Genomic DNA, 24,467 nt, shown 5'->3' with positions numbered 1-24,467 from the left:
CCTCACCCGCGCCTCTACCTGACAAGCCCATCGCTCCGGTGATTGCATGGATCTTGTCATTGCCCGCCCCGAAGGCTTGTACTGCCCGCCCGGGGATTTCTACATCGACCCGTGGCGGGCGGTGGAACGCTCGGTCATCACCCACGCCCACGGCGACCATGCCCGCAGCGGCAACCAACACTACCTGGCAGCGGCACCCGGCGAAGGCATCCTGCGGTCACGCCTGGGCCAGGACATCAACCTGCAAACCCTGCCCTACGGCGAACGCCTGTCGCACCATGGCGTAACCTTGAGCTTTCACCCCGCCGGCCATGTGCTGGGCTCGGCCCAGGTACGGCTGGAACATCAAGGCGAGGTCTGGGTGGCGTCGGGGGATTACAAAGTCGAGCCTGACGGCACCTGCACCCCGTTCGAACCGGTGAAATGCCATACCTTCATCACGGAATCCACCTTCGGCCTGCCGATCTACCGCTGGCAACCCCAAGTGCAGATTTTCGACGAGATCAACCAGTGGTGGCGCGGGAACATCGCCGTCGGCCGGGCCAGCGTGTTGTTCTGCTATTCCTTCGGCAAGGCCCAGCGCATTCTCCACGGCATCGATGAAAGCCTCGGCCCGATCCTGGCCCATGGCGCGGTGGAACCGCTGAACCGGGTCTACCGCGAGGCCGGGGTTCATCTCCCGCCAACGATCTATGTCGGCGATATCCAGAAGAACGACCCGATCATGGGCCAGGCGCTGGTCATCGCCCCGCCCTCTGCCGGAGGCAGCAGCTGGATGCGCCGCTTCGGCGACTACAGCGACGCCTTCGCCAGCGGCTGGATGCGCCTGCGCGGTACACGTCGGCGGCGCGGCGTGGACCGGGGTTTCGTGCTGTCCGACCACGCCGACTGGCCTGGCCTGCTCTGGGCCATCGAACAGACCGGCGCCGAACGGGTGATGGTCACCCACGGGTCAGTCGCCGTACTGGTGCGCCACTTGTGCGAGCAAGGCCTCGATGCCCAAGGGTTCACCACCGAATACGGCGACGACGAAGAAGACCTCGCTACGGCCACCGACAGCGGTGAGGAGGCGCCATGAAAGCCTTCGCCGAGTTGTACGCCGAACTGGACGCCACCACCTCCAGCAATGCCAAGCTCACCGCCATGCAGGACTATTTCAGCAAAGCCCCGCCCCAGGACGCGGCGTGGGCCGTGTATTTCCTTTCCGGTGGGCGTCCACGGCAACTGGTGCCGGTAAAAATCCTGCGGGAGTTGGCGGTCCGGGTATCCGGGTTGTCGCTCTGGCTGTTCGAAGAAAGTTATCAGGCCGTGGGCGACCTGGCCGAAACCATTTCGCTGGTATTACCCGAATCGCCCCACAGCTCCGATGAAGGCCTGGCGCTGTGGATCGAAGAGAAACTGCTGCCGTTGCGCGGTGAGTCGCCCGACGTCCTGACAGAACGGCTTCCGGCGCTGTGGGCGCAGCTCGACCGGCCGAGCCTGATGCTTTGCATCAAACTCATCACCGGCAGTTTCCGGGTGGGCGTATCCAAACTGCTGGTGACCCGGGCCCTGGCGACCATGGCCGGGCTGGACAGCAAACGGGTGGCCCAACGTCTGGTGGGCTACACCGACCTGTCCCATCGTCCCTCGGCCGCCAGCTACCTCAAGCTGATCGCGGCCGAGTCCGACGATGAACATGCCCAGCGCGGCGGCCAGCCTTATCCGTTTTTCCTGGCCCATGCGTTGTCTGCGCCAGTGGAGCAATTCGACGCGCTGCTGGGGCCGGCCAGCGACTGGCAGGTGGAATGGAAATGGGACGGCATCCGCGCCCAGGTGATCAAGCGCGACGGCCATTTGTGGGTCTGGTCGCGAGGCGAGGACTTGGTCACTGAACGATTTCCGGAATTGCATTCACTGGCCCAGGCGTTGCCTGACGGCACGGTAATCGACGGTGAAATTGTGGTCTGGAAAGCCCCCCAGTCGGTCACCGAGGACGCCTTCGACCCGGACGCACCGTTGCAGCCGGCGGTGCAACCCTTCGCCCTGTTGCAGCAGCGCATCGGTCGCAAGACCCTGGGCAAGAAAATCCTCGACGACGCCCCCGTGGTGGTAATGGCCTACGACCTGTTGGAATGGCAAGGCGAGGATTGGCGCAGCCGCCCCCAGGCCGAGCGCCGCGAACAATTGGAAGCACTGATCGGCCGTATCCACAGCCCGGTGCTATTGCCCTCGCCGATCATAACCGGGCAGGACTGGCTCGACCTCGCCCGGCAGCGCGAAGCCTCTCGCAGCCTCGGTGTCGAGGGCATGATGCTCAAGGCCCGCGACGCGCTGTACGGCGTCGGTCGCACCAAGGACATGGGCGTGTGGTGGAAATGGAAGATCGACCCGTTCAGCGTCGACGCGGTGCTGATCTACGCCCAGCGCGGCCACGGCCGACGCGCCAGCCTCTACAGCGACTACACCTTCGCCGTGTGGGACAACCCGCCAGACACTCGCGAGCGCACCCTGGTGCCATTCGCCAAGGCCTATTCAGGGCTGACCGATGCAGAAATGCGCCAAGTCGACAGCATCGTGCGCAAGACCACCGTTGAGAAGTTCGGCCCGGTGAGCAGCGTCACCCCCACCCTGGTGTTCGAACTGGGCTTCGAAGGCATCGCCTTGTCCAAGCGCCACAAGAGCGGGATCGCCGTACGGTTTCCTCGGATGCTGCGCTGGCGCCAGGACAAGGGCGTCGATGAAGCCGACACGTTGGCGACGCTGCAGGATCTGCTGAAATAGCACCTCGGTGGCGAACACTCTGTGGGAGCAAAGCTTGCTCGCGAAGCAGGCGCCTCGTTTTCCGGTAGACCGCATCACCTTTGATCGCGGGCAAGCCTTGCGCCCACAAAGACCTATCATGCCCGCCCCATCCTGGGGCACCTTTTTTGTTGTACGATCTTCCCGGCGCACCACCGCGTTCCACCATCTGCCGCATATGCTTTTAAAACACTTGTTCGGCACTATGGTTCGGAAATTGCTACCTTTATGCCGTCATACCGTTCAGACCTTCACCGGTAACAATCTTATGCGCCACAAGCGCTCAAATTGGTTTTAGGGACTCAATAATGAAAAAAGCACTGCTGACCCTTTCTGCACTGGCGTTGTGCATGGCCGCTGGCGTCGCCACAGCCAAGGAATACAAGGAACTGCGTTTTGGTGTCGACCCTTCCTACGCCCCGTTCGAGTCCAAGGCCGCCGACGGCAGCCTGGTCGGTTTCGACATCGACCTGGGCAATGCGATCTGTGCGGAGCTGAAGGTCAAATGCAAATGGGTCGAAAGCGATTTCGACGGCATGATCCCGGGCCTGAAGGCCAATAAATTCGACGGCGTGATCTCCTCCATGACCGTGACCCCGGCCCGGGAAAAAGTCATCGACTTCTCCAGCGAGCTGTTTTCCGGCCCAACGGCCTATGTCTTCAAGAAGGGCTCGGGCCTGAGCGAAGACGTTGCCTCGCTCAAAGGCAAGACCATCGGCTACGAGCAAGGCACCATCCAGGAAGCCTACGCCAAGGCCGTGCTGGACAAGGCCGGCGTCAAGACCCAGGCCTATCAGAACCAGGACCAGGTTTATGCTGACCTGACCTCCGGCCGCCTCGACGCAGCGATCCAGGACATGCTCCAGGCTGAGCTGGGTTTCCTGAAGTCGCCAAAAGGCGAAGGCTATGAAGTCAGCAAGCCGGTGGACAGCGAACTGCTGCCCGCCAAGACCGCCATCGGTATCAAGAAAGGTAACAGTGAGCTGAAGGCCCTTTTGGATAAAGGTATCAAAGCGTTACACGACGACGGCAAGTACGCCGAAATCCAGAAAAAACACTTTGGCGATCTGAATCTGTACAGCGGCAAATAATGCGCGGCGCCCATCCGGTCTCGGATGGGCGCTTTTTTCCTGCCAAAGGCCTCTTTCATGTTCGAACAACTCCTACAAAATCTGGGGCTCTCCGCCTTCAGCCTGCAGGGCTTCGGCCCGCTGCTGATGCAAGGCACCTGGATGACCATCAAGCTGTCGGCCCTGTCCTTGTTGTTGAGCGTCTTGCTCGGCCTGCTGGGCGCCAGTGCCAAGCTGTCCCGCGTCAAACTGCTGCGAATCCCTGCCCAGCTCTACACCACGCTGATCCGCGGCGTGCCAGACCTGGTGCTGATGCTGCTGATCTTCTACAGCCTGCAAACCTGGCTGACCTCGTTCACCGACTTCATGGAATGGGAATACATCGAGATCGACCCATTCGGCGCCGGGGTGATCACCCTGGGCTTCATCTATGGCGCGTACTTCACCGAAACCTTTCGCGGCGCGATCCTCGCGGTCCCCCGGGGCCAGGTCGAAGCCGCCACGGCCTATGGCCTCAAGCGTGGCCAACGCTTTCGCTTCGTGGTGTTCCCGCAAATGATGCGCTTTGCCCTGCCGGGTATCGGCAACAACTGGATGGTGATGCTCAAGGCCACCGCGCTGGTGTCGATCATCGGCCTGGCCGACCTGGTCAAGGCGGCCCAGGATGCGGGCAAGAGCACCTACCAGCTGTTCTACTTCCTGGTGCTGGCGGCATTGATCTATCTGCTGATCACCAGCGCGTCCAATTTCATCCTGCGCTGGCTTGAACGCCGCTACGCCGCCGGAGCCCGGGAGGCGGTGCGATGATCGAACTCCTGCAAGAATACTGGCGGCCGTTCCTGTACAGCGACGGCGTCAACATCACCGGCCTGGCCATGACCCTGTGGCTGCTCAGCGCCTCGCTGCTGATCGGCTTCGTGGTGTCGATCCCGCTGTCCATCGCCCGGGTTTCGCCCAAGTTCTACGTACGCTGGCCCGTGCAGTTCTACACCTACCTGTTCCGGGGCACGCCGCTCTACATCCAGTTGCTGATCTGCTATACCGGCATCTACAGCATCGCGGCGGTGCGCGCCCAGCCCATGCTCGACAGTTTCTTTCGCGACGCGATGAACTGCACGATCCTGGCCTTCGCCCTGAACACCTGCGCCTACACCACGGAAATTTTCGCCGGGGCGATTCGCAGCATGAACCATGGCGAAGTGGAAGCGGCCAAGGCCTACGGCCTGACTGGCTGGAAACTGTACGCCTACGTGATCATGCCGTCGGCGCTGCGTCGCTCGCTGCCGTACTACAGCAACGAAGTCATCTTGATGCTGCACTCGACGACCGTGGCGTTCACCGCTACCGTTCCAGACGTGCTGAAAGTCGCCCGGGATGCCAACTCGGCCACGTTCCTGACGTTCCAGTCGTTCGGGATCGCCGCGTTGATCTACCTGACCGTCACCTTTGCGCTGGTGGGCCTCTTCCGCCTCGCCGAACGCCGCTGGCTGGCCTTCCTCGGGCCGACCCACTAGGGCTTTTGTTCCAGGACACACACGCACATGCGCCACCAGATCCATGACCTGCTGGCCCCGGTACCGGGGACCGCACGCAAAATCCACAGCTTCCACTTCGGCCCGGAAAAAGCCGTCGGCAAAATCTATATCCAGTCGTCCCTGCACGCCGATGAACTGCCGGGCATGCTGGTCGCCTGGCACCTCAAGCAACGCCTGGCCGAGCTCGAGGCGTCGGGCCACCTGCGCCACGAGATCGTGCTGGTGCCGGTCGCCAACCCCATCGGCCTCGAACAAGTGCTGATGGACGTGCCCCTGGGGCGCTACGAAACCGAAAGCGGGCAGAACTTCAACCGCCGCTTCGTCGACCTGAGCGAAGAAATCGGCAATGAAATCGAAGAGCTGCTCACCGACGATCCGCAGCACAACCTGATGCTGATCCGCACCAGCCTGCGCGATGCCCTCGCCCGGCAGACCCCTGGCACGCAATTGCAATCCCTGCGCCTGGCCCTGCAACGGCTGGCCTGCGACGCTGACATGGTGCTGGACCTGCATTGCGACTTCGAAGCCGTGGCCCACCTCTACACCACGCCCGAAGCCTGGCCGCAGGTCGAGCCGCTGGCCCGCTACATCGGTGCCGAAGCCAGCCTGCTGGCGACCGATTCGGGCGGCCAGTCGTTCGACGAATGCTTCACCCTGCTCTGGTGGCAACTCAAGGAACGCTTCGGCGAACGCTTCGAGATTCCCCTGGGCAGCTTTTCCGTGACCGTGGAGTTGCGTGGCCAGGGTGACGTCAACCATGGCCTGGCGAGCCTCGACTGCCAGGCCTTGATCGAATACCTGATCCGCTTCGGCGCCATCGACGGCGAACCGATGCCCATGCCCGAACTGCCCTACCCGGCCACGCCGCTGGCCGCGGTCGAGCCGGTGGCGACGCCCGTGGGCGGGTTGCTGGTGTACAGCGCCCTGCCCGGCGAATACCTGGAGGCGGGGCAACTGATCGCGGAAGTCATCGACCCGGTCAACGACACCGTCACCCCCGTTCATTGCCGTAACGCCGGGCTGCTGTACGCCCGTTCGCTGCGCCGCATGGCCACCGCCGGCATGGTGATCGCCCATGTCGCCGGCACCGAAGCCTACCGCAGCGGCTACCTACTTTCGCCTTGAGGATGCATGCTCCATGTACAAACTGACCATCGAAGGCCTGCATAAAAGCTATGGCGAACATGAAGTACTCAAGGGCGTTTCGCTCAAGGCCAAGACCGGCGACGTCATCAGCCTGATCGGCGCCAGCGGCTCGGGCAAAAGTACCTTTCTGCGCTGTATCAACTTCCTGGAACAACCCAATGACGGCGCCATGACCCTGGACGGCCAGCCGGTCCAGATGATCAAGGACCGCCACGGCATGCACGTGGCCGACGCCGACGAACTGCAACGCATCCGCACGCGCCTGGCCATGGTGTTCCAGCATTTCAACCTGTGGAGCCACATGACCGTGCTGGAAAACATCACCATGGCGCCGCGCCGGGTGTTGGGGGTGAGCAAGCAGGAAGCCGACGACCGTGCGCGTCGTTATCTCGACAAGGTCGGCCTGCCCGCACGGGTTGCCGAGCAGTACCCGGCATTTCTCTCCGGCGGCCAGCAACAGCGCGTGGCCATTGCCCGTGCGCTGGCCATGGAGCCGGAGGTGATGCTGTTCGACGAACCCACGTCGGCCCTGGACCCGGAGCTGGTGGGCGAAGTGCTGAAGGTGATCCAGGGCCTGGCCGAAGAGGGCCGGACCATGATCATGGTGACCCACGAAATGAGCTTCGCCCGTAAAGTCTCGAACCAGGTGCTGTTCCTGCACCAGGGCCTGGTGGAAGAAGAAGGCGCGCCGGAAGACGTACTGGGCAACCCCAAGAGCGAACGGCTCAAGCAGTTTCTCAGTGGCAACTTGAAATAAACTCCCTGGCAAGCCCCGTGGCGAGGGAGCTTGCTCCCGCTGGGGCGCGAAGCGGCCCCCTGCGGTGTGTCAGTCAGAACCAGGGGGCCGCTTCGCAGCCCAGCGGGAGCAAGCTCCCTCGCCACAAGAGCCTTCCAGCCAGACGATCCCCTTGGGCATAAAACCTTTCGTATCCCGCCGTGGTCACTGAAGAAGGACTTCCAGGGCGCACGCGGCAGGCATGGCGACATCCAACAACTTCGCAAACCAGTGGTTCGGCGCCCGCAGCTGGAAGCCGTTTGCCTTTCAGAAGCAGGTATGGGCCGCGGTCAAGCGGGGGGAGTCCGGGCTGTTGCACGCCAGCACCGGTGCCGGCAAGACCTATGCCGTGTGGTTTGCCGCCCTCAACCGTTTCGCCCGCTCGGCACCGCCGCCGGACAAACCGCGCAAACGCAAGCCGCCGGCCGAACCGCTGACCGTCCTGTGGATCACGCCGATGCGCGCATTGGCAGCCGACACCGGTAAAGCCCTCGAAGCGCCCCTGGCAGACCTGCAAGTGCCGTGGAGTGTCGGTCTGCGCACGGGCGACACCAGCGCCAGCGAGCGCGCCCGCCAGGGCCGTCGCCTGCCCACCGCACTGATCACCACGCCCGAAAGCCTGACCCTGATGCTCGCCCGGACCGATGCGCAAGCTGCCGTTTCGACCCTGCGCATGGTGGTCGTGGATGAATGGCACGAATTGCTCGGCAACAAACGTGGCGTGCAGTTACAACTGGCCCTGGCGCGCTTGCGGCACTGGCACCCCGGACTCATTGTCTGGGGCGTGTCCGCAACCCTCGGTAACCAAGCCCATGCCGAGCAGGTGTTGCTCCCGCAAGGCAACGGGATCTGTGTGCAGGGGGCCAACAGCAAGGCGCTGCAGGTCGACACGCTGCTGCCCCCGACCCTCGAGCGTTTCCCGTGGGCTGGGCACATCGGCCTGAAGATGCTGCCCCAGGTCGTTGCTGAAATCGACGCCAGCCGCAGTTGCCTGGTCTTCACCAACACCCGGGCACAGTCGGAAATCTGGTATCAGGCGCTTCTTGAGGCGAGACCCGACTGGGCCGGGCTGATCGCCCTGCACCATAGCTCACTGTCGCGTGACACCCGGGATTGGGTGGAGCAGGCCTTGAAGGATGGCCAGCTCAAAGCGGTGGTCTGCACCTCCAGCCTGGACCTGGGGGTGGACTTCCTGCCGGTGGAACGGGTGTTGCAGATCGGCTCGGCCAAAGGGGTGGCGCGGCTGATGCAACGGGCCGGGCGCTCTGGCCACGCACCCGGGCGGACCTCACGGGTGACGCTGGTGCCGACCCATAGCCTGGAGTTGATCGAGGCCGCCGCCGCGCAAGACGCCGTGGCCCATCGGCGCATCGAACCTCGCGAATCGCCGCACAAGCCGCTGGACGTCCTGGTGCAGCACTTGGTGAGCATGGCCCTGGGCGGCGGCTTCGTTCCCGACGAATTGTTCGAGGAGGTGCGGGGTGCCTGGGCCTACCGCGACCTTAACCCGGGCGAATGGGCCTGGGCCCTGGCCTTTGTACGTCACGGCGGCCTGTCATTGACCGCCTACCCCGATTACCGACGGGTCGAACCGGACGAACACGGAGTCTGGCGCGTGCCCGATGCCCGCCTGGCCCGGCGTCACCGCATGAGCATCGGTACCATCGTCAGCGATGCCAGCCTGCAATTGAAGTTCTGGAGCAAGGGCGGCGGTGGCAAGACCCTGGGCAGCGTCGAGGAAGGCTTCATCGCCCGCCTGCGACCCGGCGACGGTTTCCTGTTCGCCGGGCGACTGCTGGAATTGGTCCGGGTCGAAGACATGACCGCCTATGTGCGACGCAGCCAGGCCAAGAAGGCCGCTGTGCCACGCTGGAACGGCGGGCGCATGCCGCTTTCCAGCGAACTGGCCGCCGCCGTCGTGGCCCGTTTGAGCGAAGCCGCCGCGGGCCGCTTCGAAGGCCCGGAGATGCAAGCCGTGCAGCCCCTGCTGTTGACCCAGCAACGCTGGTCCGGTTTGCCCACGCAGCACACCTTGCTGGCCGAAGCCCTCAAGTCCCGGGAAGGCTGGCATCTGTTCCTGTACCCGTTTGCCGGGCGCCAGGTGCATCTGGGCCTGGCCAGCCTGCTGGCCTGGCGCGTCAGTCGGCAACAGCCGCTGACGTTTTCCATCGCGGTCAATGACTACGGCCTGGAACTGCTCAGCGCCACGGCAGTGGATTGGTCGCACTGCCTGACCCCGAGCCTGCTGAGCGTCGATCACCTGCTGGCCGACGTGCTGGCGAGCCTGAATGCCGGGGAACTGGCCCTGCGGCGCTTTCGTGAAATCGCCCGGATCGCCGGGCTGGTGTTCGCCGGCTACCCCGGTGCGCCGAAAAGCACCCGGCAAGTCCAGGCCTCCAGCGGATTGTTCTTCCAGGTGTTCAAACAATACGACGCCGACAATCTGTTGCTGGCCCAGGCCGGGGAGGAAGTCTTGCGTGAAGAATTGGATATCCGTCGACTGGAGCAGACCTTGCAACGCCTCAATACCCTGAAGCTGGACCTGCACATGATCAAACGCCCCACCCCACTCGGGTTCCCGCTGCTGGTGGAGCGGTTCCGGGAAAGCATGAGCTCGGAAAAACTCGCCGACCGCATCCGGCGGATGGTCAGTGAGCTGGAAAAGACTGCCGATCGGGGTGACGCCTGATGCCAGCGCCGTATCCCGTCAGCCTGGCCGGCGAAGCACTCTGGTTGCTTGCGGAAAAAGCCTTGTATTGGCCCGCCCAGGAAACCTTGATGGTGGCCGACGTTCATTTCGGCAAGGCCGCCGCTTATCGTCGCCTCGGGCAGCCGGTGCCCCACGGCACCACCGCCAGCAACATCGCGGTGCTGGATGCATTACTGGCCAGCCTGGCGTGTCGACAGTTGATCTTTCTCGGAGATTTTCTCCACGGCCCCGGTTCTCACGCGCCCGGCACCTTGAAGGCACTTTCCGATTGGCGTGAGCGACATCCGCACCTGGCCATGACGCTGATTCGTGGCAACCACGACAAACGCGCCGGCGACCCACCTCCAGCGCTGAACATTCGCGTCGTACCGGAGCCGTTGCTACTGGGCCCTTTCGCCGTGCAACACGAGCCAACTCCCCACCCCAGCCGCCACGTGTTGGCCGGCCACGTGCACCCGGTCTACCACCTGAGCGGCAAGGGCCGGCAACGCCTGCGCCTGGCTTGCTTCCGGCTGGGCAGCGAGATCAGCCTGCTGCCGGCCTTTGGCGCGTTCACGGGCGGTTATCGAGTCGAGCAAGACAGCGACTGCAGGATTTTTGTCATCGGCGATAACGAAATATGGCCCGTCAACTGAAGCGCTCTGCGCTACCGCTGGCGGGCCATCGTCTCATCAGGCAACAGGCGCAGGAGGCGGCTCGTCCGGAAGGGTGGGTTCGCCGGGTTCGGTAGGCTGTTCGTTGGGCGTATCGGGATCGGGCTGGCCGGGGATGCCGCCTGCCGCCTCGGCAGGATGGGCCAGCAATGACCAGGCCATGACGCCGATCTGATTGGGCTCAAGCCTTGCCAGTTCGGCACTGATTCGCGGATCGATCTTCATAGAGCAACTCCTGAGCGAAGGCCCGCTGCGCTGACGCAAAAAACGGGCAGTACACGCAATAGAGTGTCTGCCCGCTCAGGAATTCCAAACAGCTCGTCAGATTCAGGTACGCGGCAGCGTCACGCCGCGCTGGCCCTGGTATTTACCGCCACGATCCTTGTAGGAGACTTCGCATTCTTCATCGGATTCAAGGAACAGCATCTGCGCCACACCCTCATTGGCGTAGATTTTCGCCGGCAGGGTCGTGGTGTTGGAGAATTCCAGGGTCACGTGGCCTTCCCACTCGGGTTCCAGCGGTGTGACGTTGACGATGATGCCGCAACGGGCGTAGGTGCTCTTGCCCAGGCAGATGGTCAGCACGTTGCGCGGAATGCGGAAGTATTCGACGGTGCGGGCCAGGGCGAAGGAATTCGGCGGAATGATGCAAACGTCGCTCTTGACGTCGACGAAGCTCTTCTCGTCGAAGTTCTTCGGGTCGACGGTGGCCGAATTGATGTTGGTGAACACCTTGAATTCGTCGGCGCAGCGCACGTCGTAGCCGTAGCTGGAGACACCGAAGGAGATCAGCCGGTCGGCGCCTTCGCCACGCATCTGGCGCTCGACGAAGGGCTCGATCATGCCGTGCTCTTGCGCCATGCGGCGAATCCACTTGTCCGATTTGATGCTCATGGCGGTTTCCTGAAATAGCGAGGTGGAAAAAATACGTCCGGCATCTTACCGGGGCACGGGGCCGGGTTCAAAGCGCGGCACGCAAATCTCGCCGATCCACCTTGATTTCCGGGTCCTGCCGGCCATCGCCCGCGCCGTCAGTCACCAAATAAGAGAAACCTTCGCAAAGACCATTGGCACATTCTGGAAAAAGGGTTAAGGTGGCGCCACTGTGTTGCTTGTGTCACTGAGAATCTCTACACGATATGTTGAATTTCGATCCAACCATCTACAAGAATTTTTCCTGCTCTTTGCACTCAGTCTCGGCCAGGGTTCTTCCTGAGTCGCAGTTATCTTTGTTCAAGGAGTTACACCATGTCTAATCGCCAAACCGGTACCGTTAAGTGGTTCAACGATGAAAAAGGCTTCGGCTTCATCACTCCACAATCCGGTGACGACCTGTTCGTTCACTTCAAAGCTATCCAATCCGACGGCTTCAAAAGCCTGAAAGAAGGCCAACAGGTTTCTTTCATCGCTACCCGCGGTCAGAAAGGCATGCAAGCTGAAGAAGTTCAAGTTATCTAACTTGCACTTGCTTTAGTAAAAGGCCCCGCCCTCAAAAGCGGGGCTTTTTTGTGCCTGTCATTTTTTGCCAGCGCACAAAAAACTGTGGGAGCGAGCTTGCTCGCGATAACGGTGGATCAGCAACATCAACGTTGGCTGACAGACCGCTATCGCGAGCAAGCTCGCTCCCACAGGTGTGTGGGTGAGCCCGAATTACCAGGTCACGCCGAAGCCAGCCGTGTACCGCGTCTTGCTCAAGTCGCTGTCTTCGGTACCCTCGATGACATCTTTCTCAGCCTTGAGATTGAGCGACGCCCAGTCAGTGACCTTGTAGCGCAGCCCCACTTCAGCGTCGTAGGCGTAATCCGCCACGTCGGACAGGGGTTTGCCCACTTCGCCGTTGGTGAAGAACTCGACGCGCTTGCCGATCAGGTAGCGGTTGTAGTCCCACTTCATGGCCACGGAATAGAAGTTGTCCTTGCCGCCGTCGCGGTATTCGTAGTCGGTGCGGTTCAACAGCGAGCCCAGGGAGAACGCACCCAGCTCGTCGTCCCAGAACTGGTAGCCCGGGCCGGTACCCACCACGCGCTGGCGGGCCAGGTCTTCGACTTTGTCACGCTTGTAGTTCAGGCGACCTTGCCAGAACCATTTATCCGTCAGGAACCGGTCGAGGGAATACTCCAGCCTCCAGTTGTCGGCGGAAACCACGTCATCCTGGAATTCACGGTTGTATTCGCCTTCGGCGGTGTGCCGCCATCTGCCATGGCGCGCCGAAGTCTTGAAGTCGATGTCGTAATCATCGGTATCGTTTTCCGCTCGCTGATAATCCAGCGCGGCATCGATATTGCCTTTCCACACCAGATCCTCGACCACCGGCTTGGGCTTGAGGATCTGCTGGATACTGGCCAGTTCCACGGTCTTGGGCGCGTCACCGTTGGCCAGGGTGACCTTGCCGTCCTCGGCCGCCTGCAGCGCCTTGGCTTTTTCGCCCGTATAGGCATCCTGCTTGACCAGCAATTGCTGGTCGCTTTCGAGGGTCTTGACCTGCTTCCAGTCAATGGGAACCGCGCCGGCGTAATCAGTCTGGATCAGCAACTTGCCGCCATCGAAAACGGTGATTTTACCGGTCAGCTTGTCACCGTTCTTCAACCAGACGGTATCGGCAAGCAAGGGCATGGAGGCGCTGGTAACAGCTAGGCACAACAGGGTTCTAGACAACATAAGCGATAATGGGCTCAAGTTTTCAGTGAAAAGGCGGCATTATCCCCCAGGATGACACCTCAGCAACGACTGACCTGCATATAGATGATGAGTTCATTTCTCAACCAGCCTTGTAGGAATTAATCTACGGACGGACATCCCATCCAGGAACCCTTTACGTGACTGACACACCCGCGGATACCGAGAACGCCGCCCAAATCCGCCGCACGACCCTTTACCTGACCCTGGCCCAGGTGCCGGCGGGCAAAGTCGTCACCTATGGCCAACTCGCCGAAATGGCCGGCCTGGGGCGTGCGGCACGCTGGGTCGGGCGAACTCTCAGCCAGTTGCCAAACGACACCAAGCTGCCCTGGCATCGGGTATTGGGTGCCGGTGGTCGGATCAGCCTGCCGGCGGGCAGCGCCTCAGGGGATGAACAGCGCGCACGCCTGCGCCTGGAAGGCATCAGTGTCCTGAACAATCGTGTTGATATTCAGCGCCATGGCTGGCGCCCGGTAGAGCACAGCGGTTAGAGTGCGCGCTTTGTTTTCGCAATTTTTGAGGCAGACTCCAGCCCATGCCCCGTAAAACCTGGCGCGCCGCCCTCGCCGCCTATGCCAGTCCCTCAACGCTCGTGCTGTTGCTGCTTGGCTTCGCCGCCGGCTTGCCATACATGCTGGTGTTTTCCACGCTTTCGGTCTGGTTGCGCGAAGCCGGCGTGGCCCGCGAAACCATCGGCTACGCGAGCCTGATCGGCCTGGCGTACGCCTTTAAATGGGTCTGGTCGCCACTGCTCGACCAATGGCGCCTGCCACTGCTGGGCAAACTGGGGCGCCGCCGCTCATGGCTGGTGCTCTCCCAGGCCCTCGTGATCCTCGGCCTGATCGGCATGGGTTTCTGTGATCCACAAAAACACCTGTCATGGTTGATCGCCATCGCCGTGATCGTGGCCTTCGCCTCCGCGACGCAGGACATCGCCGTCGACGCCTATCGCCTGGAGATCGCCGACGACACCCGCCAGGCCGCCCTCGCCGCCAGCTACATGTCCGGTTACCGCATCGCTGCGCTACTGGCCACCGCCGGCGCCCTGTTCTTCGCCGAAGGCTTTGGCTCCACCGGTTTCAGCTACAAACACTCGGCCTGGGCCGGCACTTACCTGTTGTTCGGCGTGTTGATGGTTCCAGCGCTCCTCACCTCACTGTTCATGCGTGAGCCGCCGGTGCCGCTGCGCACCCAATTGCAGGCCGGGCGCTACACGTTCGTTCATCAGTTGGCGTCGGTATTCGTGCTGATCGTGCTGCTGGTCTCCGTACCGGCGATGTTCACCCAGCTGTTCAACACCGACTTCGCCAGCGTGCTGTTCGAAGGCGTCAGCCTGCTCGACCTGCTGCTCGAAGACCGCGCCTTCCTGCGGGCCATCCTCTATACCATCCTGACCGCCCTGTGCCTGTCGGCCATGGGCCGGCGCGGACTGGCGCCGGTGCTGACGCCGATCAACGACTTCATCCTGCGTTATCGCTGGCAGGCCCTGCTGCTGCTCGGGCTGATCGCAACCTATCGGATGTCCGACACGGTCATGGGCGTCATGGCCAACGTGTTCTACATTGACCAAGGGTTCACCAAGGACCAGATCGCCAGCGTCAGCAAGATTTTCGGGCTGATCATGACCCTCGTCGGCGCCGGCATGGGCGGCCTGCTGATCGTCCGTTTCGGCATCCTGCCCATCCTGTTCATCGGCGGGGTCGCCTCGGCCGCCACCAACATCCTCTTCCTGATGCTGACCGACATGGGCGCCAACCTGAAGATGTTGATTGTCACCATCTCCCTGGACAACTTCAGCTCCGGCCTGGCCACTTCGGCGTTCGTCGCCTACCTGTCGAGCCTGACCAACCTGAAATTCTCCGCCACCCAATACGCCCTGCTCAGCTCGATCATGCTGTTGCTGCCGCGCTTGATCGGTGGTTATTCAGGGGTGATGGTGGAGAAGTTCGGCTACCACAATTTCTTCCTGATCACCGCACTGCTGGGCGTGCCCACCCTGCTGCTGATCGCCTTGCATTGGTTCCAGGAGAACCGTCGCCAGGATTCGACACCCACCGAGGAACCGGCGCCCACCCGGCCCGCGGAAGAGTCGTAGGAAACTTCAGCAAACGCCGGGGAAACGGCGTTCGCACCTGGCGACCGGCCACGCGCCTGTACGCCAGGGCATCTCGCCCGTACAATGCTCCGTCACTTCTCGTCATCAGCAACCGACAACGGTCAACCATGCGCACCAGTCAATATTTGCTCGCCACACAGAAAGAAACGCCTTCCGACGCCGTCGTGATCAGCCATCAGCTGATGCTGCGTGCCGGCATGATCCGCAAGCTCGCTTCTGGCCTGTACACCTGGCTGCCGATGGGCCTGCGAGTCATGCGCAAGGTGGAAGCCATCGTTCGTGAAGAGATGGACGCCGCTGGCGCCCTGGAAGTATTGATGCCGGGCACCCAACCAGCCGAGCTGTGGCAGGAATCGGGGCGCTGGGAAGAATACGGTCCTGAACTGCTGCGCATCAAAGACCGTCACGGTCGCGACTTCTGTGCAGGCCCGACCCACGAAGAAGTGATCACCGACCTGATGCGCAACGAGTTGAGCAGCTACAAGCAGCTGCCGATCAACCTGTATCAGATCCAGACCAAGTTCCGTGACGAGATCCGTCCACGCTTCGGCCTGATGCGCGGTCGCGAATTCATCATGAAGGACGCCTACTCGTTCCATGCCGACCTGGCTTCGCTGCAGGTCACCTATGACCGCATGCACCAGGCGTATTGCAACGTGTTCACCCGCCTGGGCCTGAAATTCCGTCCGGTCGAAGCCGACAACGGCTCCATCGGCGGCGCCGGTTCCCACGAGTTCCACGTACTGGCCGAGTCCGGCGAAGACGACATCGTCTTCAGCAACGGCTCCGACTACGCCGCGAACATCGAGAAGGCCGAAGCCGTCCCTCGGGAAACGTCCCGCGCCGCGCCGACCGAAGAACTGCGCCTGGTGGACACGCCGAACGCCAAGACCATTGCCCAGTTGGTGGAAGGCTACAACCTGCCGATCGAACGGACCATCAAGACCCTGATCGTGCGGGCGGAAGAAGCCGGCAAGCTGATTGCCCTGATCGTCCGTGGCGACCACGAACTGAACGAAATCAAGGCTGCCAACCAGCCAGGCGTCGCCAGCCCGCTGGTCATGGCCACCGAAGCCGACCTGCGCGACGCCATTGGCGCCGGTGCCGGTTCCCTCGGCCCGTTGAACCTGCCACTGCCGATCATCATCGACCGTTCGGTAGCATTGATGAGCGACTTCGCCATCGGCGCCAACATCGACGACAAACACTACTTCGGCGTGAACTGGGAACGCGACCTGCCGGTTCCAACCGTCGCGGACCTGCGCAACGTCGTGGCCGGCGACCCGAGCCCCGATGGCAAGGGCACCCTGGAAATCAAGCGGGGCATCGAAGTCGGGCACATCTTCCAGCTGGGCAACAAGTACAGCAAGGCGATGAAGTGCGAAGTGCTGGGCGAGAACGGCAAGCCGGTCACCCTGGAAATGGGTTGCTACGGCATCGGTGTTTCCCGCGTGGTGGCAGCCGCCATCGAGCAGAACAACGACGACAAAGGCATCATCTGGAGCGACACGCTGGCGCCGTTCCAGGTGGCCCTGGTGCCGCTGCGCTATGAAACCGACCTGGTGCGTGAAGCCACCGACAAGCTCTACGCCGAACTGACGGCCGCCGGCTTCGAAGTGCTGCTGGACGACCGCGACAAGAAAACCAGCCCCGGCATCAAGTTCGCGGACATGGAACTGATCGGCATCCCCCACCGGATCGTCGTCAGTGACCGTGGCCTGGCCGAAGGCAACCTGGAATACAAGAGCCGCACCGAGGCCGAGCCGCAAGCGCTGCCGGTCGCCGACGTGCTGTCGTTCCTCCAGGCCCGTATCCGCCGCTGACACCAGATAGAGACGTCATGTTCAAGCGAAACACCTTAGGCCTCGGTGGCGCCGCCCTGTGCGGCGCCCTGCTGGTCAGCGGCTGTGCCAACCAAATGTCACAACGCAGCGAGCACGAAGAGCGGGTCGAGCGCAAATTGCTCGACCACAGCCTGCAAATCGACGTGGGCGAACCCAAGGTGCTCGACCTGCCGCAGCGTCGGGTGCGCATCAATGAGCAGAAAACCTTCGAAGTCACCGAGTTCGAGGTTACCCGCCATTACGATCGCTACACACCGTACCAACCCTGGCGGGAGATCTACGAGATTCCCCTGGGCGCGGTGGCCGTCGTGGCTGGCATCGGCGCGAACGTGGTCAATGTGTTCGCCCTCGGCAACCTGCCGGACACGGCGACCCGTGACTGGATCAGCTACGGTTTCGCCGGGCTCAACCCGTTCATGAACGTCCCCTCCCACGGCCGTGCCCAGCAGAACCTGGCGGGCATCGACGAAGTCCAGCGCGACAAGCGCACGGAACACTCGAGCCTGCCCTGGAGCGAACGCCCGGTGGAGGTCAAGGCCGCCCGGCAGACCTTCGAGCTGAGCACTGACCGTAATGGCGTGCTGCGCTTGAACCTGCTGGAAAGCCCGTTCGCCGAGCAGGACCTGAGCCAGTTTGGCAAATTGCAGATCAGCGTGACGGATGCCCAGGACGAAGTGCACACCGACTCATCCCTGAGCATCAGCAGTACCTTGCGCAGCAAACTGGTGGAAGCTCATGCGCTGATCTACGACGACTTGGAAGACGACGAGGTGAGCCAGTGGGTTCATCGGGTCAAGCGCCTGTCGGAGCTGGGACTTGAAGAAGAGGCCAGCGAACTGGAACAGAGCCTGATCGAACTGACGCGCAACGATCCGGAGTTGCAGACCGAGTTCATGAAAGCCCTGACCAAGGATGGCGGGCGGTTGGTGGCGGATCCTGGCACTAACTGAAATATCCCCTGTGGCAAGGGGATTGTGTGAGGGCAAGACCTGTGGGAGCAAGGCTTGCCCGCGATGACGGTCTCAAGGACGCTATCGCGAGCAAGCTTTGCTCCCACAGGATTCCCTTGCCACAAGGACCGCGCCAAACAGGGCACTCATCGTCAGTCTCACCGCTCGAACAACTCCAACTGCTCGAACCCTCCCCGCAAATCTTCCAGCCGCACCCCGATTCCCAATAACCGCACCGGCTTCCCGCCCCGGTTGAACGCCTGGGTCAGCAGCAACTGATAACTGCCCAGGTCCCGCCCTGCCCCGGCCTGTTCCAGTGTGGTCTGGGTGAAGTCGTGGAACTTCACTTTGACGAACGGCTTGCCCGGTCGATAACTGCTGTCGATCCGCGCCATGCGCCCTTTGAGGGTTTCCATCAGTTCCGGCAGTTTGTCGAGACAACTCACCAGGTCGGGCAAGTCGACATCGTAGGTATTTTCGACGCTGATGGACTGCCGTCGGCTGTCGTTGTGCACCAGACGCTCATCGATCCCACGGGCCAGGCTCCAGAGCCGCTCACCGAAACTGCCGAATTCGCGCACCAGCGCCAGCTTGTCCCACTCACGCAACTGCAGGCAATCGACGATACCGAGCCGGTTCAGCTTCTCGGCGGTGACCTTGCCTACACCGTGGAGCTTGCTGACCGGCAGGGCCGAGACAAAGTCCTCAACCTGATCCGGGGTGATGACGAACAATCCGTTGGGCTTTTTCCAGTCACTGGCGATCTTGGCCAGGAATTTGTTCGGCGCGACGCCGGCGGACACGGTGATGTGCAACTGGTTGGAAACGCGTCGGCGAATATCCTGGGCGATGCGGGTGGCGCTGCCGCCAAAATGGGCACTGGCAGAGACGTCGAGGTAGGCCTCGTCCAGGGACAGCGGCTCGATCAGGTCGGTGTAATCACTGAAAATCGTATGAATTTCCTTCGACGCTTCCCGATAAGCCTCCATTCGTGGCTTGACGATGGTGAGGTCCGGACAGAGCTTCAAGGCGTGGCCGGAAGACATGGCCGAGCGCACGCCGTAGGCCCGCGCTTCGTAGTTGCAGGTGGCAATCACCCCCCGCCGATCCGCCGAGCCCCCCACCGCCATGGGCTTGCCGGCCAGCCGCGGATCATCGCGCATCTCGATAGCAGCATAGAAACAGTCACAGTCGACATGGATGATTTTACGTTGCGTCATAGAAGAACAGGGCGTGGGACGAATCGGGCCCCCAGTATCGCACCAGCACCTGTATATAGCACCAGTAGTTTGAAAGATCCTTCGTCGAGCTCAGAAAACCCCTACACAAATTTACTTCTTCAATCGCAACGCTCCCTCCAATAGAGCTTCAGCCCTTGCCAGGCCTGCGTCACAGCGCTGTCACAATGCCCACACGCAAGGCTAAGCGCTTGAAGCGGAACAGGTTTTTGTGACACCAGGGTTGACAGCGGCTCGATCCTCTGTAGAATGCCGCCACACAGACGCGGGATGGAGCAGTCTGGTAGCTCGTCGGGCTCATAACCCGAAGGTCGTCGGTTCAAATCCGGCTCCCGCAACCAAACATCAAAAAAGGCTACTCGAAAGAGTGGCCTTTTTTGTGCGTGCTCGTTTTTTGACCACACGATCAGAGACTCGCCGCCTGCGACACCCTACGCACTGCAAGTTGTAGGACAATTTCCCTTTGATTCCGCGCATTTAGGAGGGCAAGGGACGGATTGGCCGTTTATTTGACCCTGGCGTCTTTTATCGGTTGACACTCGGGCGTTCGCCTGTAGAATGCCGCCACACAGACGCGGGATGGAGCAGTCTGGTAGCTCGTCGGGCTCATAACCCGAAGGTCGTCGGTTCAAATCCGGCTCCCGCAACCAAATATCAAGAAAGGCTACTCGAAAGAGTGGCCTTTTTTGTGTCTGGCGAAAAAAGCTCTACATTACAAAGATTTTGTAATTATTTTCCTTCGCGGGGATTGGTAACTTGGCTGGATACCCCCATCCTGTCGCGCATAGCTCAAGAGGTGATTGATGCGCGCCCACTCGTCTGACCCGCAAGACTCCGTTACTGCGACACAACCGATCAAAGCCGAGCGACTGCGCTGGCTGGATCGGATCAGCCAGTACCGCCAGCCCATTGGCCTCGCGGTCACGCTGCTGCTGTTTGCGATTGCATTGATTGCCTGCCGCCATCTGCTGAGCGAGCTCGATCTATACGCTCTGCACGACTCGATTCTTGAAGTGCCCCGGCCCGCCCTGCTTGGTGCGATCGCCGCCACGGTCGCCGGCTTCATCATTCTTTTGGGCTATGAATGGTCCGCCAGCCGTTACGCCGGTGTGACGCTGCCGCCACAAACCATGGTCCTGGGCGGGTTCACCGCGTTCGCCATCGGTAATGCCATTGGCCTGTCGCTGCTGTCGGGCGGTTCGGTTCGCTACCGCCTGTATGCGCGCCATGGCCTGGGGGCATCGGATGTCGCCCACATGACGCTGTTCGCCAGCCTGTCCCTGGGCTGCGCGTTGCCGCCGTTGGCGGCCCTGGCGACACTCAGCAACCTGCCCGCCGCGTCTGCCGCGCTGCACTTGCCTGCCGCTTTGCTGGGGGCCATTTCCGTGGCGGTGCTGCTGCTCACCAGCGTACTGGCCATCGGCATTTACCGCCGACGCCTGCCGGAACAGCCGCATCGGGACAGCCTTCTGGTAAAGGCCGGGCGCCGCACGCTGCGCCTGCCGGGCCGACGCCTGACCTTCCTGCAACTGGTGATCACCGCGCTGGATGTCGCCGCGGCCGCCACCGTGTTGTATCTGTTACTGCCCGAGGCGCCGCCGTTCGGCGCTTTCCTGCTGGTGTACCTGCTGGCCCTGGCTGCCGGCGTGCTCAGCCATGTACCGGGCGGGGTCGGGGTATTCGAGGCGATTCTGCTGGCCGCGTTTGCCGACAAACTCGGCGCCGCACCGCTGGCCGCCGCGCTGTTGCTGTATCGCTTGATCTACGTGCTGCTGCCGATGCTGGTGGCCTGCGTGTTGCTGCTGATCAACGAGGCGCAACGGCTGTTCCAGACGCGCCAGAGCCTGCGGGCGGCATCGGGTTTCGCCGCGCCGATCCTGGCGGTGCTGGTGTTTCTCTCCGGCGTGGTGCTGCTGTTTTCCGGCGTGACACCGGAAATCGACACCCGCCTGGAGCACATCGGCTTCCTGATCCCCCATCGGCTGGTGGACGCTTCGCACTTCGGCGCCAGCCTGGTGGGCGTGTTGTGCCTGTTGCTCGCCCAGGGCCTGCGCCGTCGCCTGTCGGCCGCCTGGATGCTGACCACGGTTCTGCTCCTGGTGGGCGCCCTGCTCTCGCTGCTCAAGGGCTTCGACTGGGAAGAAGCCACGCTACTGACCCTGACAGCCGCCCTGCTGGCGGTATTCCGGCGCTCCTTTTATCGTCCGAGCCGCCTGACTGAACTGCCGTTTTCCCCGCTGTTCCTGATCGCCAGCCTCTGCGTGCTCGGCGCGTCGATCTGGCTGCTGCTGTTTGCCTATCAGGACGTGCCCTACAGCCACCAACTGTGGTGGCAGTTCACCCTTGATGCCGACGCCCCTCGCGGCCTGCGCTCGCTACTGGGCGCCGCGGTGCTACTGGTGGTGGTGTCCCTGACCTGGCTGCTGCGCACCGCGCGTCCGGTGATCCATCTGCCGACAGCAGAGGAACTGGAGCGGGCCAAGACGATTCTCATGACCTCCTCGCAACCCGACGGCGGCCTGGCCCTGACCGGTGACAAGGCGCTGCTGTTCCACCCCAACGACGAGGCGTTCCTGATGTATGCCCGCCGTGGTCGCAGCCTGGTGGCGCTGTATGACCCGATCGGGCCGACCCAGCAACGGGCCGAAATGATCTGGCAGTTCCGCGACCTGTGCGACATCTACCATGCCCGTCCCGTGTTCTATCAGGTGCGCGCCGAAAACCTGCCGTACTACATGGACATCGGCCTGACGGCCATCAAGCTGGGCGAGGAAGCACGGGTCGACCTCAAGCGTTTCGATCTCGAAGCCAAGGGCAAAGAGATGAAGGACTTGCGCTACACCTGGAACCGCGGCACCCGTGACGGCCTGTCGCTGGAGATCCACGAACCGGGCCAGGCGCCGATGGATGAGCTCAAGGTCATTTCCGATGCCTGGCTGACTGGCAAGAACGTGCGGGAAAAAGGTTTCTCCCTGGGGCGTTTCAGCGATGACTACCTCAAGCATTTCCGCATCGCGGTGATTCGTTTCGAGGGCCGGCCGGTGGCGTTCGCCAACCTGTTGGAAACCCACAGCCACGAACTGGCCAGCCTCGACCTGATGCGCGCCCACCCCGAGGCGCCGAAACTGACCATGGAGTTCATGATGGTCGGCCTCATCCAGCATTATAAAAACCATGACTACGCCCGCTTCAGCCTCGGCATGGTCCCGCTGTCGGGCCTGCAACCGCGGCGCGGCGCACCACTGACCCAGCGCCTGGGCTCGATGGTGTTCCGCCGTGGCGAGCAGCTCTATAACTTCCAGGGGCTGCGCCGCTTCAAAGACAAATTCCAGCCAAACTGGGAACCTCGTTACATGGCCGTGCCCGCCGGACTCGATCCGCTGGTGGCGCTGGCCGATACTGCCGCCCTGATTGCGGGCGGCCTGACTGGACTGGTGAAACGCTGATGATGCAACGCTCCTGGCGATACGTAGTGGCCGCCCTGCTGGTGCTGGCGGTGATTCTCGGTGGCGGTTACTGGTACTGGAACCGCCCGGCCCCGCAACCGACCCTGGAACAACTGGCGCCCGCCGATGGCGCAGCGCTGACCCGGGTCACCCCCGGCACCAAGGCACGCGCCCGGGTGCTGGTGGCAGTCAATGAAGACCAGAAGCTCAACGACACGCAATTGACGACCCTCAGCCGCAGTGGCTCGGCGCAGATCGTCCAGGTGATCCTGCCCAAGGACTGCATGTTGCAAGGCCGTGCCCTGCAGGCCGGCCTGAGAGAGCTCCAGGGCCCGGCCACGCTGGTCAGCGGCATCGGCCCTGGCGCCGTGCTGGCCTGGCGTTGGCTGGCTGAACAGAAGGACGACAAGGCCAAGGCCGTTTCAGTGGACCTGGCCCTGGAAAAACCCGGCTGCACCCACCTGCTGCCTAAAAAGGCAGCCCACGGCCATTGGCTGGTGGCTTGGAACGATAACCCTGACGACACCAGCGCCGGTTTCGTACGCGACCAATCGAATGCCGAGACCAGCATCAGCGACTACGACATCAACCTGCCGCAAGTGCTGAACAACGAACTGCGCAAGATCCTGGTGGGCACCGACAAGGCCAAGGGCGGCCTGAGCATCCCGGTCGTGGAAGTCCCGGCCAGCCAGACACGGGACACCGTCACCCTGTTTCTCTCCGGAGATGGCGGCTGGCGCGACCTGGACCGCGACGTGGCCGATGAAATGGCCAAGATCGGCTACCCGGTGGTCGGCATCGACACCCTGCGCTACTACTGGCAACACAAGAGCCCGGAGCAGAGCGCGGCGGACCTGACCGAGCTGATGCAGCACTATCGGCAGATCTGGGGCACCAAGCGCTTCATCCTGACCGGCTACTCCTTCGGCGCCGACGTGTTGCCGGCCATCTACAATCGCCTGCCGGCCACCGAGCAACAACGAGTCGATGCGATCATCCTGCTGGCCTTCGCCCGCACCGGCAGCTTCGAGATCGAAGTCGAAGGCTGGCTCGGCAACGCCGGCACCGAAGCCGCCACTGGCCCGGAAATGGCCAAGCTGCCAGCCGAGAAAGTGGTGTGCATCTACGGCGGTGAAGAAGCCGACGAAAGCGGCTGCACCGACAAGACCGCCGTTGGCGAAGCCATCAAGCTGCCTGGCGGCCATCACTTCGACGAAAACTACCCGGCCCTGGCCAAGCGCCTGATCGATGAGATCAACGAGCGGCAGAACAAGGTTGCCGAACAGTAAGTCGATACACGCCTGACAAAAAGCCCCGGCAGCCTCAAGGTTGCCGGGGCTTTTTTGTGCTCGACTGCCCCCCACTGTGGGAGCTAATACTGTTCATTCAAGAGAAATGATGGACCTGTGGCGAGGGAGCTTGCTCCCGCTCGGCTGCGAAGCAGTCGTAAACCGACCGGTGCGGTGTGTCTGATTCTCCGCATTTGGCAGGTTTTGGGGCCGCTTCGCAGCCCAGCGGGAGCAA

The 24,467-nt window shown here is 62.3% G+C and carries 20 protein-coding genes and 2 tRNA genes; 18 read left to right on the top strand and 4 right to left on the bottom strand.

What is annotated here, in order from left to right; translation table 11 throughout:
• Positions 1-46 precede the first annotated feature (46 nt).
• From J4E53_RS21735 to pdeM, 9 genes are all read left to right on the top strand, one after another.
• Positions 47-1,078: a ligase-associated DNA damage response exonuclease gene (locus J4E53_RS21735; RefSeq protein WP_103310329.1), complete on the top strand. Its 1,032-nt coding sequence runs from the start codon at positions 47-49 to the stop codon at positions 1,076-1,078.
• Entirely contained in the window at positions 1,075-2,763 is a 1,689-nt protein-coding gene (locus J4E53_RS21730; RefSeq protein WP_103310331.1) for an ATP-dependent DNA ligase, read from the top strand. The genes J4E53_RS21735 and J4E53_RS21730 overlap by 4 nt, the downstream gene beginning before the upstream one ends.
• Before the next feature lie 326 nt (positions 2,764-3,089).
• Positions 3,090-3,872: a transporter substrate-binding domain-containing protein gene (locus tag J4E53_RS21725; protein ID WP_060738925.1), complete on the top strand. Its 783-nt coding sequence runs from the start codon at positions 3,090-3,092 to the stop codon at positions 3,870-3,872.
• Between the two features lie 57 nt (positions 3,873-3,929).
• On the top strand, positions 3,930-4,658 hold the full coding sequence (locus J4E53_RS21720) for an ABC transporter permease (protein WP_060743074.1): 729 nt from the start codon (positions 3,930-3,932) through the stop codon (positions 4,656-4,658).
• Entirely contained in the window at positions 4,655-5,365 is a 711-nt protein-coding gene (locus J4E53_RS21715; protein WP_060738926.1) for an ABC transporter permease, read from the top strand. Before J4E53_RS21720 ends, J4E53_RS21715 begins: the two co-directional genes overlap by 4 nt.
• A 27-nt stretch (positions 5,366-5,392) precedes the next feature.
• Complete coding sequence (locus tag J4E53_RS21710) at positions 5,393-6,511, top strand: succinylglutamate desuccinylase/aspartoacylase family protein (protein ID WP_103310332.1); 1,119 nt, start codon at positions 5,393-5,395, stop codon at positions 6,509-6,511.
• A gap of 13 nt (positions 6,512-6,524) precedes the next feature.
• A complete protein-coding gene (locus J4E53_RS21705) occupies positions 6,525-7,289 on the top strand; it encodes an ABC transporter ATP-binding protein (RefSeq protein WP_060738928.1) in 765 nt (254 codons plus the stop codon).
• Between the two features lie 220 nt (positions 7,290-7,509).
• Positions 7,510-9,996, top strand: coding sequence for a ligase-associated DNA damage response DEXH box helicase (locus J4E53_RS21700; protein WP_103310334.1), 2,487 nt, complete (start codon positions 7,510-7,512; stop codon positions 9,994-9,996).
• Positions 9,996-10,652, top strand: a complete 657-nt coding sequence (pdeM, locus tag J4E53_RS21695) for a ligase-associated DNA damage response endonuclease PdeM (RefSeq protein ID WP_060738930.1) — start codon at positions 9,996-9,998, stop codon at positions 10,650-10,652. The genes J4E53_RS21700 and pdeM overlap by 1 nt, the downstream gene beginning before the upstream one ends.
• 36 nt (positions 10,653-10,688) lie before the next feature.
• Here the strand turns inward: pdeM and J4E53_RS21690 are convergent, their stop codons facing one another.
• Complete coding sequence (locus tag J4E53_RS21690; RefSeq protein ID WP_041022879.1) at positions 10,689-10,895, bottom strand: hypothetical protein; 207 nt, start codon at positions 10,893-10,895, stop codon at positions 10,689-10,691.
• A 102-nt stretch (positions 10,896-10,997) separates the two neighbouring features.
• Complete coding sequence (gene dcd / locus J4E53_RS21685) at positions 10,998-11,564, bottom strand: dCTP deaminase (protein ID WP_003184751.1); 567 nt, start codon at positions 11,562-11,564, stop codon at positions 10,998-11,000.
• Positions 11,565-11,918: 354 nt separating this feature from the next.
• Between dcd and J4E53_RS21680 the strand changes: the two genes are divergently transcribed.
• A complete protein-coding gene (locus J4E53_RS21680) occupies positions 11,919-12,128 on the top strand; it encodes a cold-shock protein (protein WP_002554837.1) in 210 nt (69 codons plus the stop codon).
• A gap of 192 nt (positions 12,129-12,320) precedes the next feature.
• On the opposite strand, the gene J4E53_RS21675 is transcribed toward J4E53_RS21680, so the two are convergent.
• Complete coding sequence (locus J4E53_RS21675; protein WP_060738931.1) at positions 12,321-13,328, bottom strand: DUF481 domain-containing protein; 1,008 nt, start codon at positions 13,326-13,328, stop codon at positions 12,321-12,323.
• A 158-nt stretch (positions 13,329-13,486) separates the two neighbouring features.
• On the opposite strand from J4E53_RS21675, the gene J4E53_RS21670 reads away from it, so the two are divergent.
• From J4E53_RS21670 to J4E53_RS21655, 4 genes are all read left to right on the top strand, one after another.
• A complete protein-coding gene (locus J4E53_RS21670; RefSeq protein ID WP_060738932.1) occupies positions 13,487-13,840 on the top strand; it encodes an MGMT family protein in 354 nt (117 codons plus the stop codon).
• Between the two features lie 44 nt (positions 13,841-13,884).
• Positions 13,885-15,444 (top strand): AmpG family muropeptide MFS transporter, encoded by a 1,560-nt coding sequence (locus J4E53_RS21665; RefSeq protein ID WP_060738933.1) that lies wholly within the window; start codon positions 13,885-13,887, stop codon positions 15,442-15,444.
• Between the two features lie 128 nt (positions 15,445-15,572).
• The gene (locus tag J4E53_RS21660; RefSeq protein ID WP_060738934.1) at positions 15,573-17,288 is read left to right on the top strand and encodes a proline--tRNA ligase; all 1,716 of its coding nucleotides are present in this window, start codon (positions 15,573-15,575) and stop codon (positions 17,286-17,288) included.
• Between the two features lie 17 nt (positions 17,289-17,305).
• Positions 17,306-18,259: a hypothetical protein gene (locus J4E53_RS21655; RefSeq protein WP_060738935.1), complete on the top strand. Its 954-nt coding sequence runs from the start codon at positions 17,306-17,308 to the stop codon at positions 18,257-18,259.
• A gap of 158 nt (positions 18,260-18,417) precedes the next feature.
• On the opposite strand, the gene dinB is transcribed toward J4E53_RS21655, so the two are convergent.
• The gene (dinB, locus tag J4E53_RS21650) at positions 18,418-19,479 is read right to left on the bottom strand and encodes a DNA polymerase IV (RefSeq protein ID WP_060738936.1); all 1,062 of its coding nucleotides are present in this window, start codon (positions 19,477-19,479) and stop codon (positions 18,418-18,420) included.
• A 282-nt stretch (positions 19,480-19,761) separates the two neighbouring features.
• Between dinB and J4E53_RS21645 the strand changes: the two genes are divergently transcribed.
• The 4 genes from J4E53_RS21645 to J4E53_RS21630 all read left to right on the top strand — a co-directional run bounded on the left by J4E53_RS21645 (position 19,762) and on the right by J4E53_RS21630 (position 24,232).
• Positions 19,762-19,838: transfer RNA gene (locus tag J4E53_RS21645), tRNA-Met, on the top strand.
• A 232-nt stretch (positions 19,839-20,070) separates the two neighbouring features.
• A tRNA-Met gene (locus J4E53_RS21640) sits at positions 20,071-20,147 on the top strand.
• 153 nt (positions 20,148-20,300) lie between these two features.
• Positions 20,301-22,943, top strand: coding sequence for a bifunctional lysylphosphatidylglycerol flippase/synthetase MprF (gene mprF, locus J4E53_RS21635; protein WP_060738937.1), 2,643 nt, complete (start codon positions 20,301-20,303; stop codon positions 22,941-22,943).
• Positions 22,943-24,232 carry a virulence factor family protein gene (locus J4E53_RS21630; protein ID WP_060738938.1) on the top strand — a complete coding sequence of 430 codons (1,290 nt, stop codon included), beginning with the start codon at positions 22,943-22,945 and terminating at the stop codon, positions 24,230-24,232. Before mprF ends, J4E53_RS21630 begins: the two co-directional genes overlap by 1 nt.
• Positions 24,233-24,467: the final 235 nt, after the last annotated feature.

It is taken from the genome of Pseudomonas sp. FW305-28 (assembly GCF_017351395.1).
Taxonomy (GTDB): domain Bacteria; phylum Pseudomonadota; class Gammaproteobacteria; order Pseudomonadales; family Pseudomonadaceae; genus Aquipseudomonas; species Aquipseudomonas fluorescens_AA.
Note: the sequence above shows the minus strand (reverse complement) of the source record. Positions and strands in the feature narration are given on the sequence as shown.

Bases quoted from the DNA above. Each gene is read 5' to 3' on its own strand.
- dcd (WP_003184751.1), bottom strand. From the start codon at position 11,564: ATGAGCATCAAATCGGACAAGTGGATTCGCCGCATGGCGCAAGAGCAC.
- J4E53_RS21710 (WP_103310332.1), top strand. From the start codon at position 5,393: ATGCGCCACCAGATCCATGACCTGCTGGCCCCGGTACCGGGGACCGCA.
- J4E53_RS21665 (WP_060738933.1), top strand. From the start codon at position 13,885: ATGCCCCGTAAAACCTGGCGCGCCGCCCTCGCCGCCTATGCCAGTCCC.
- J4E53_RS21715 (WP_060738926.1), top strand. From the start codon at position 4,655: ATGATCGAACTCCTGCAAGAATACTGGCGGCCGTTCCTGTACAGCGAC.
- J4E53_RS21630 (WP_060738938.1), top strand. From the start codon at position 22,943: ATGATGCAACGCTCCTGGCGATACGTAGTGGCCGCCCTGCTGGTGCTG.
- dinB (WP_060738936.1), bottom strand. From the start codon at position 19,479: ATGACGCAACGTAAAATCATCCATGTCGACTGTGACTGTTTCTATGCT.
- J4E53_RS21720 (WP_060743074.1), top strand. From the start codon at position 3,930: ATGTTCGAACAACTCCTACAAAATCTGGGGCTCTCCGCCTTCAGCCTG.
- pdeM (WP_060738930.1), top strand. From the start codon at position 9,996: ATGCCAGCGCCGTATCCCGTCAGCCTGGCCGGCGAAGCACTCTGGTTG.
- J4E53_RS21725 (WP_060738925.1), top strand. From the start codon at position 3,090: ATGAAAAAAGCACTGCTGACCCTTTCTGCACTGGCGTTGTGCATGGCC.
- J4E53_RS21680 (WP_002554837.1), top strand. From the start codon at position 11,919: ATGTCTAATCGCCAAACCGGTACCGTTAAGTGGTTCAACGATGAAAAA.
- mprF (WP_060738937.1), top strand. From the start codon at position 20,301: ATGCGCGCCCACTCGTCTGACCCGCAAGACTCCGTTACTGCGACACAA.
- J4E53_RS21655 (WP_060738935.1), top strand. From the start codon at position 17,306: ATGTTCAAGCGAAACACCTTAGGCCTCGGTGGCGCCGCCCTGTGCGGC.
- J4E53_RS21690 (WP_041022879.1), bottom strand. From the start codon at position 10,895: ATGAAGATCGATCCGCGAATCAGTGCCGAACTGGCAAGGCTTGAGCCC.
- J4E53_RS21735 (WP_103310329.1), top strand. From the start codon at position 47: ATGGATCTTGTCATTGCCCGCCCCGAAGGCTTGTACTGCCCGCCCGGG.
- J4E53_RS21675 (WP_060738931.1), bottom strand. From the start codon at position 13,328: ATGTTGTCTAGAACCCTGTTGTGCCTAGCTGTTACCAGCGCCTCCATG.
- J4E53_RS21730 (WP_103310331.1), top strand. From the start codon at position 1,075: ATGAAAGCCTTCGCCGAGTTGTACGCCGAACTGGACGCCACCACCTCC.
- J4E53_RS21660 (WP_060738934.1), top strand. From the start codon at position 15,573: ATGCGCACCAGTCAATATTTGCTCGCCACACAGAAAGAAACGCCTTCC.
- J4E53_RS21700 (WP_103310334.1), top strand. From the start codon at position 7,510: ATGGCGACATCCAACAACTTCGCAAACCAGTGGTTCGGCGCCCGCAGC.
- J4E53_RS21705 (WP_060738928.1), top strand. From the start codon at position 6,525: ATGTACAAACTGACCATCGAAGGCCTGCATAAAAGCTATGGCGAACAT.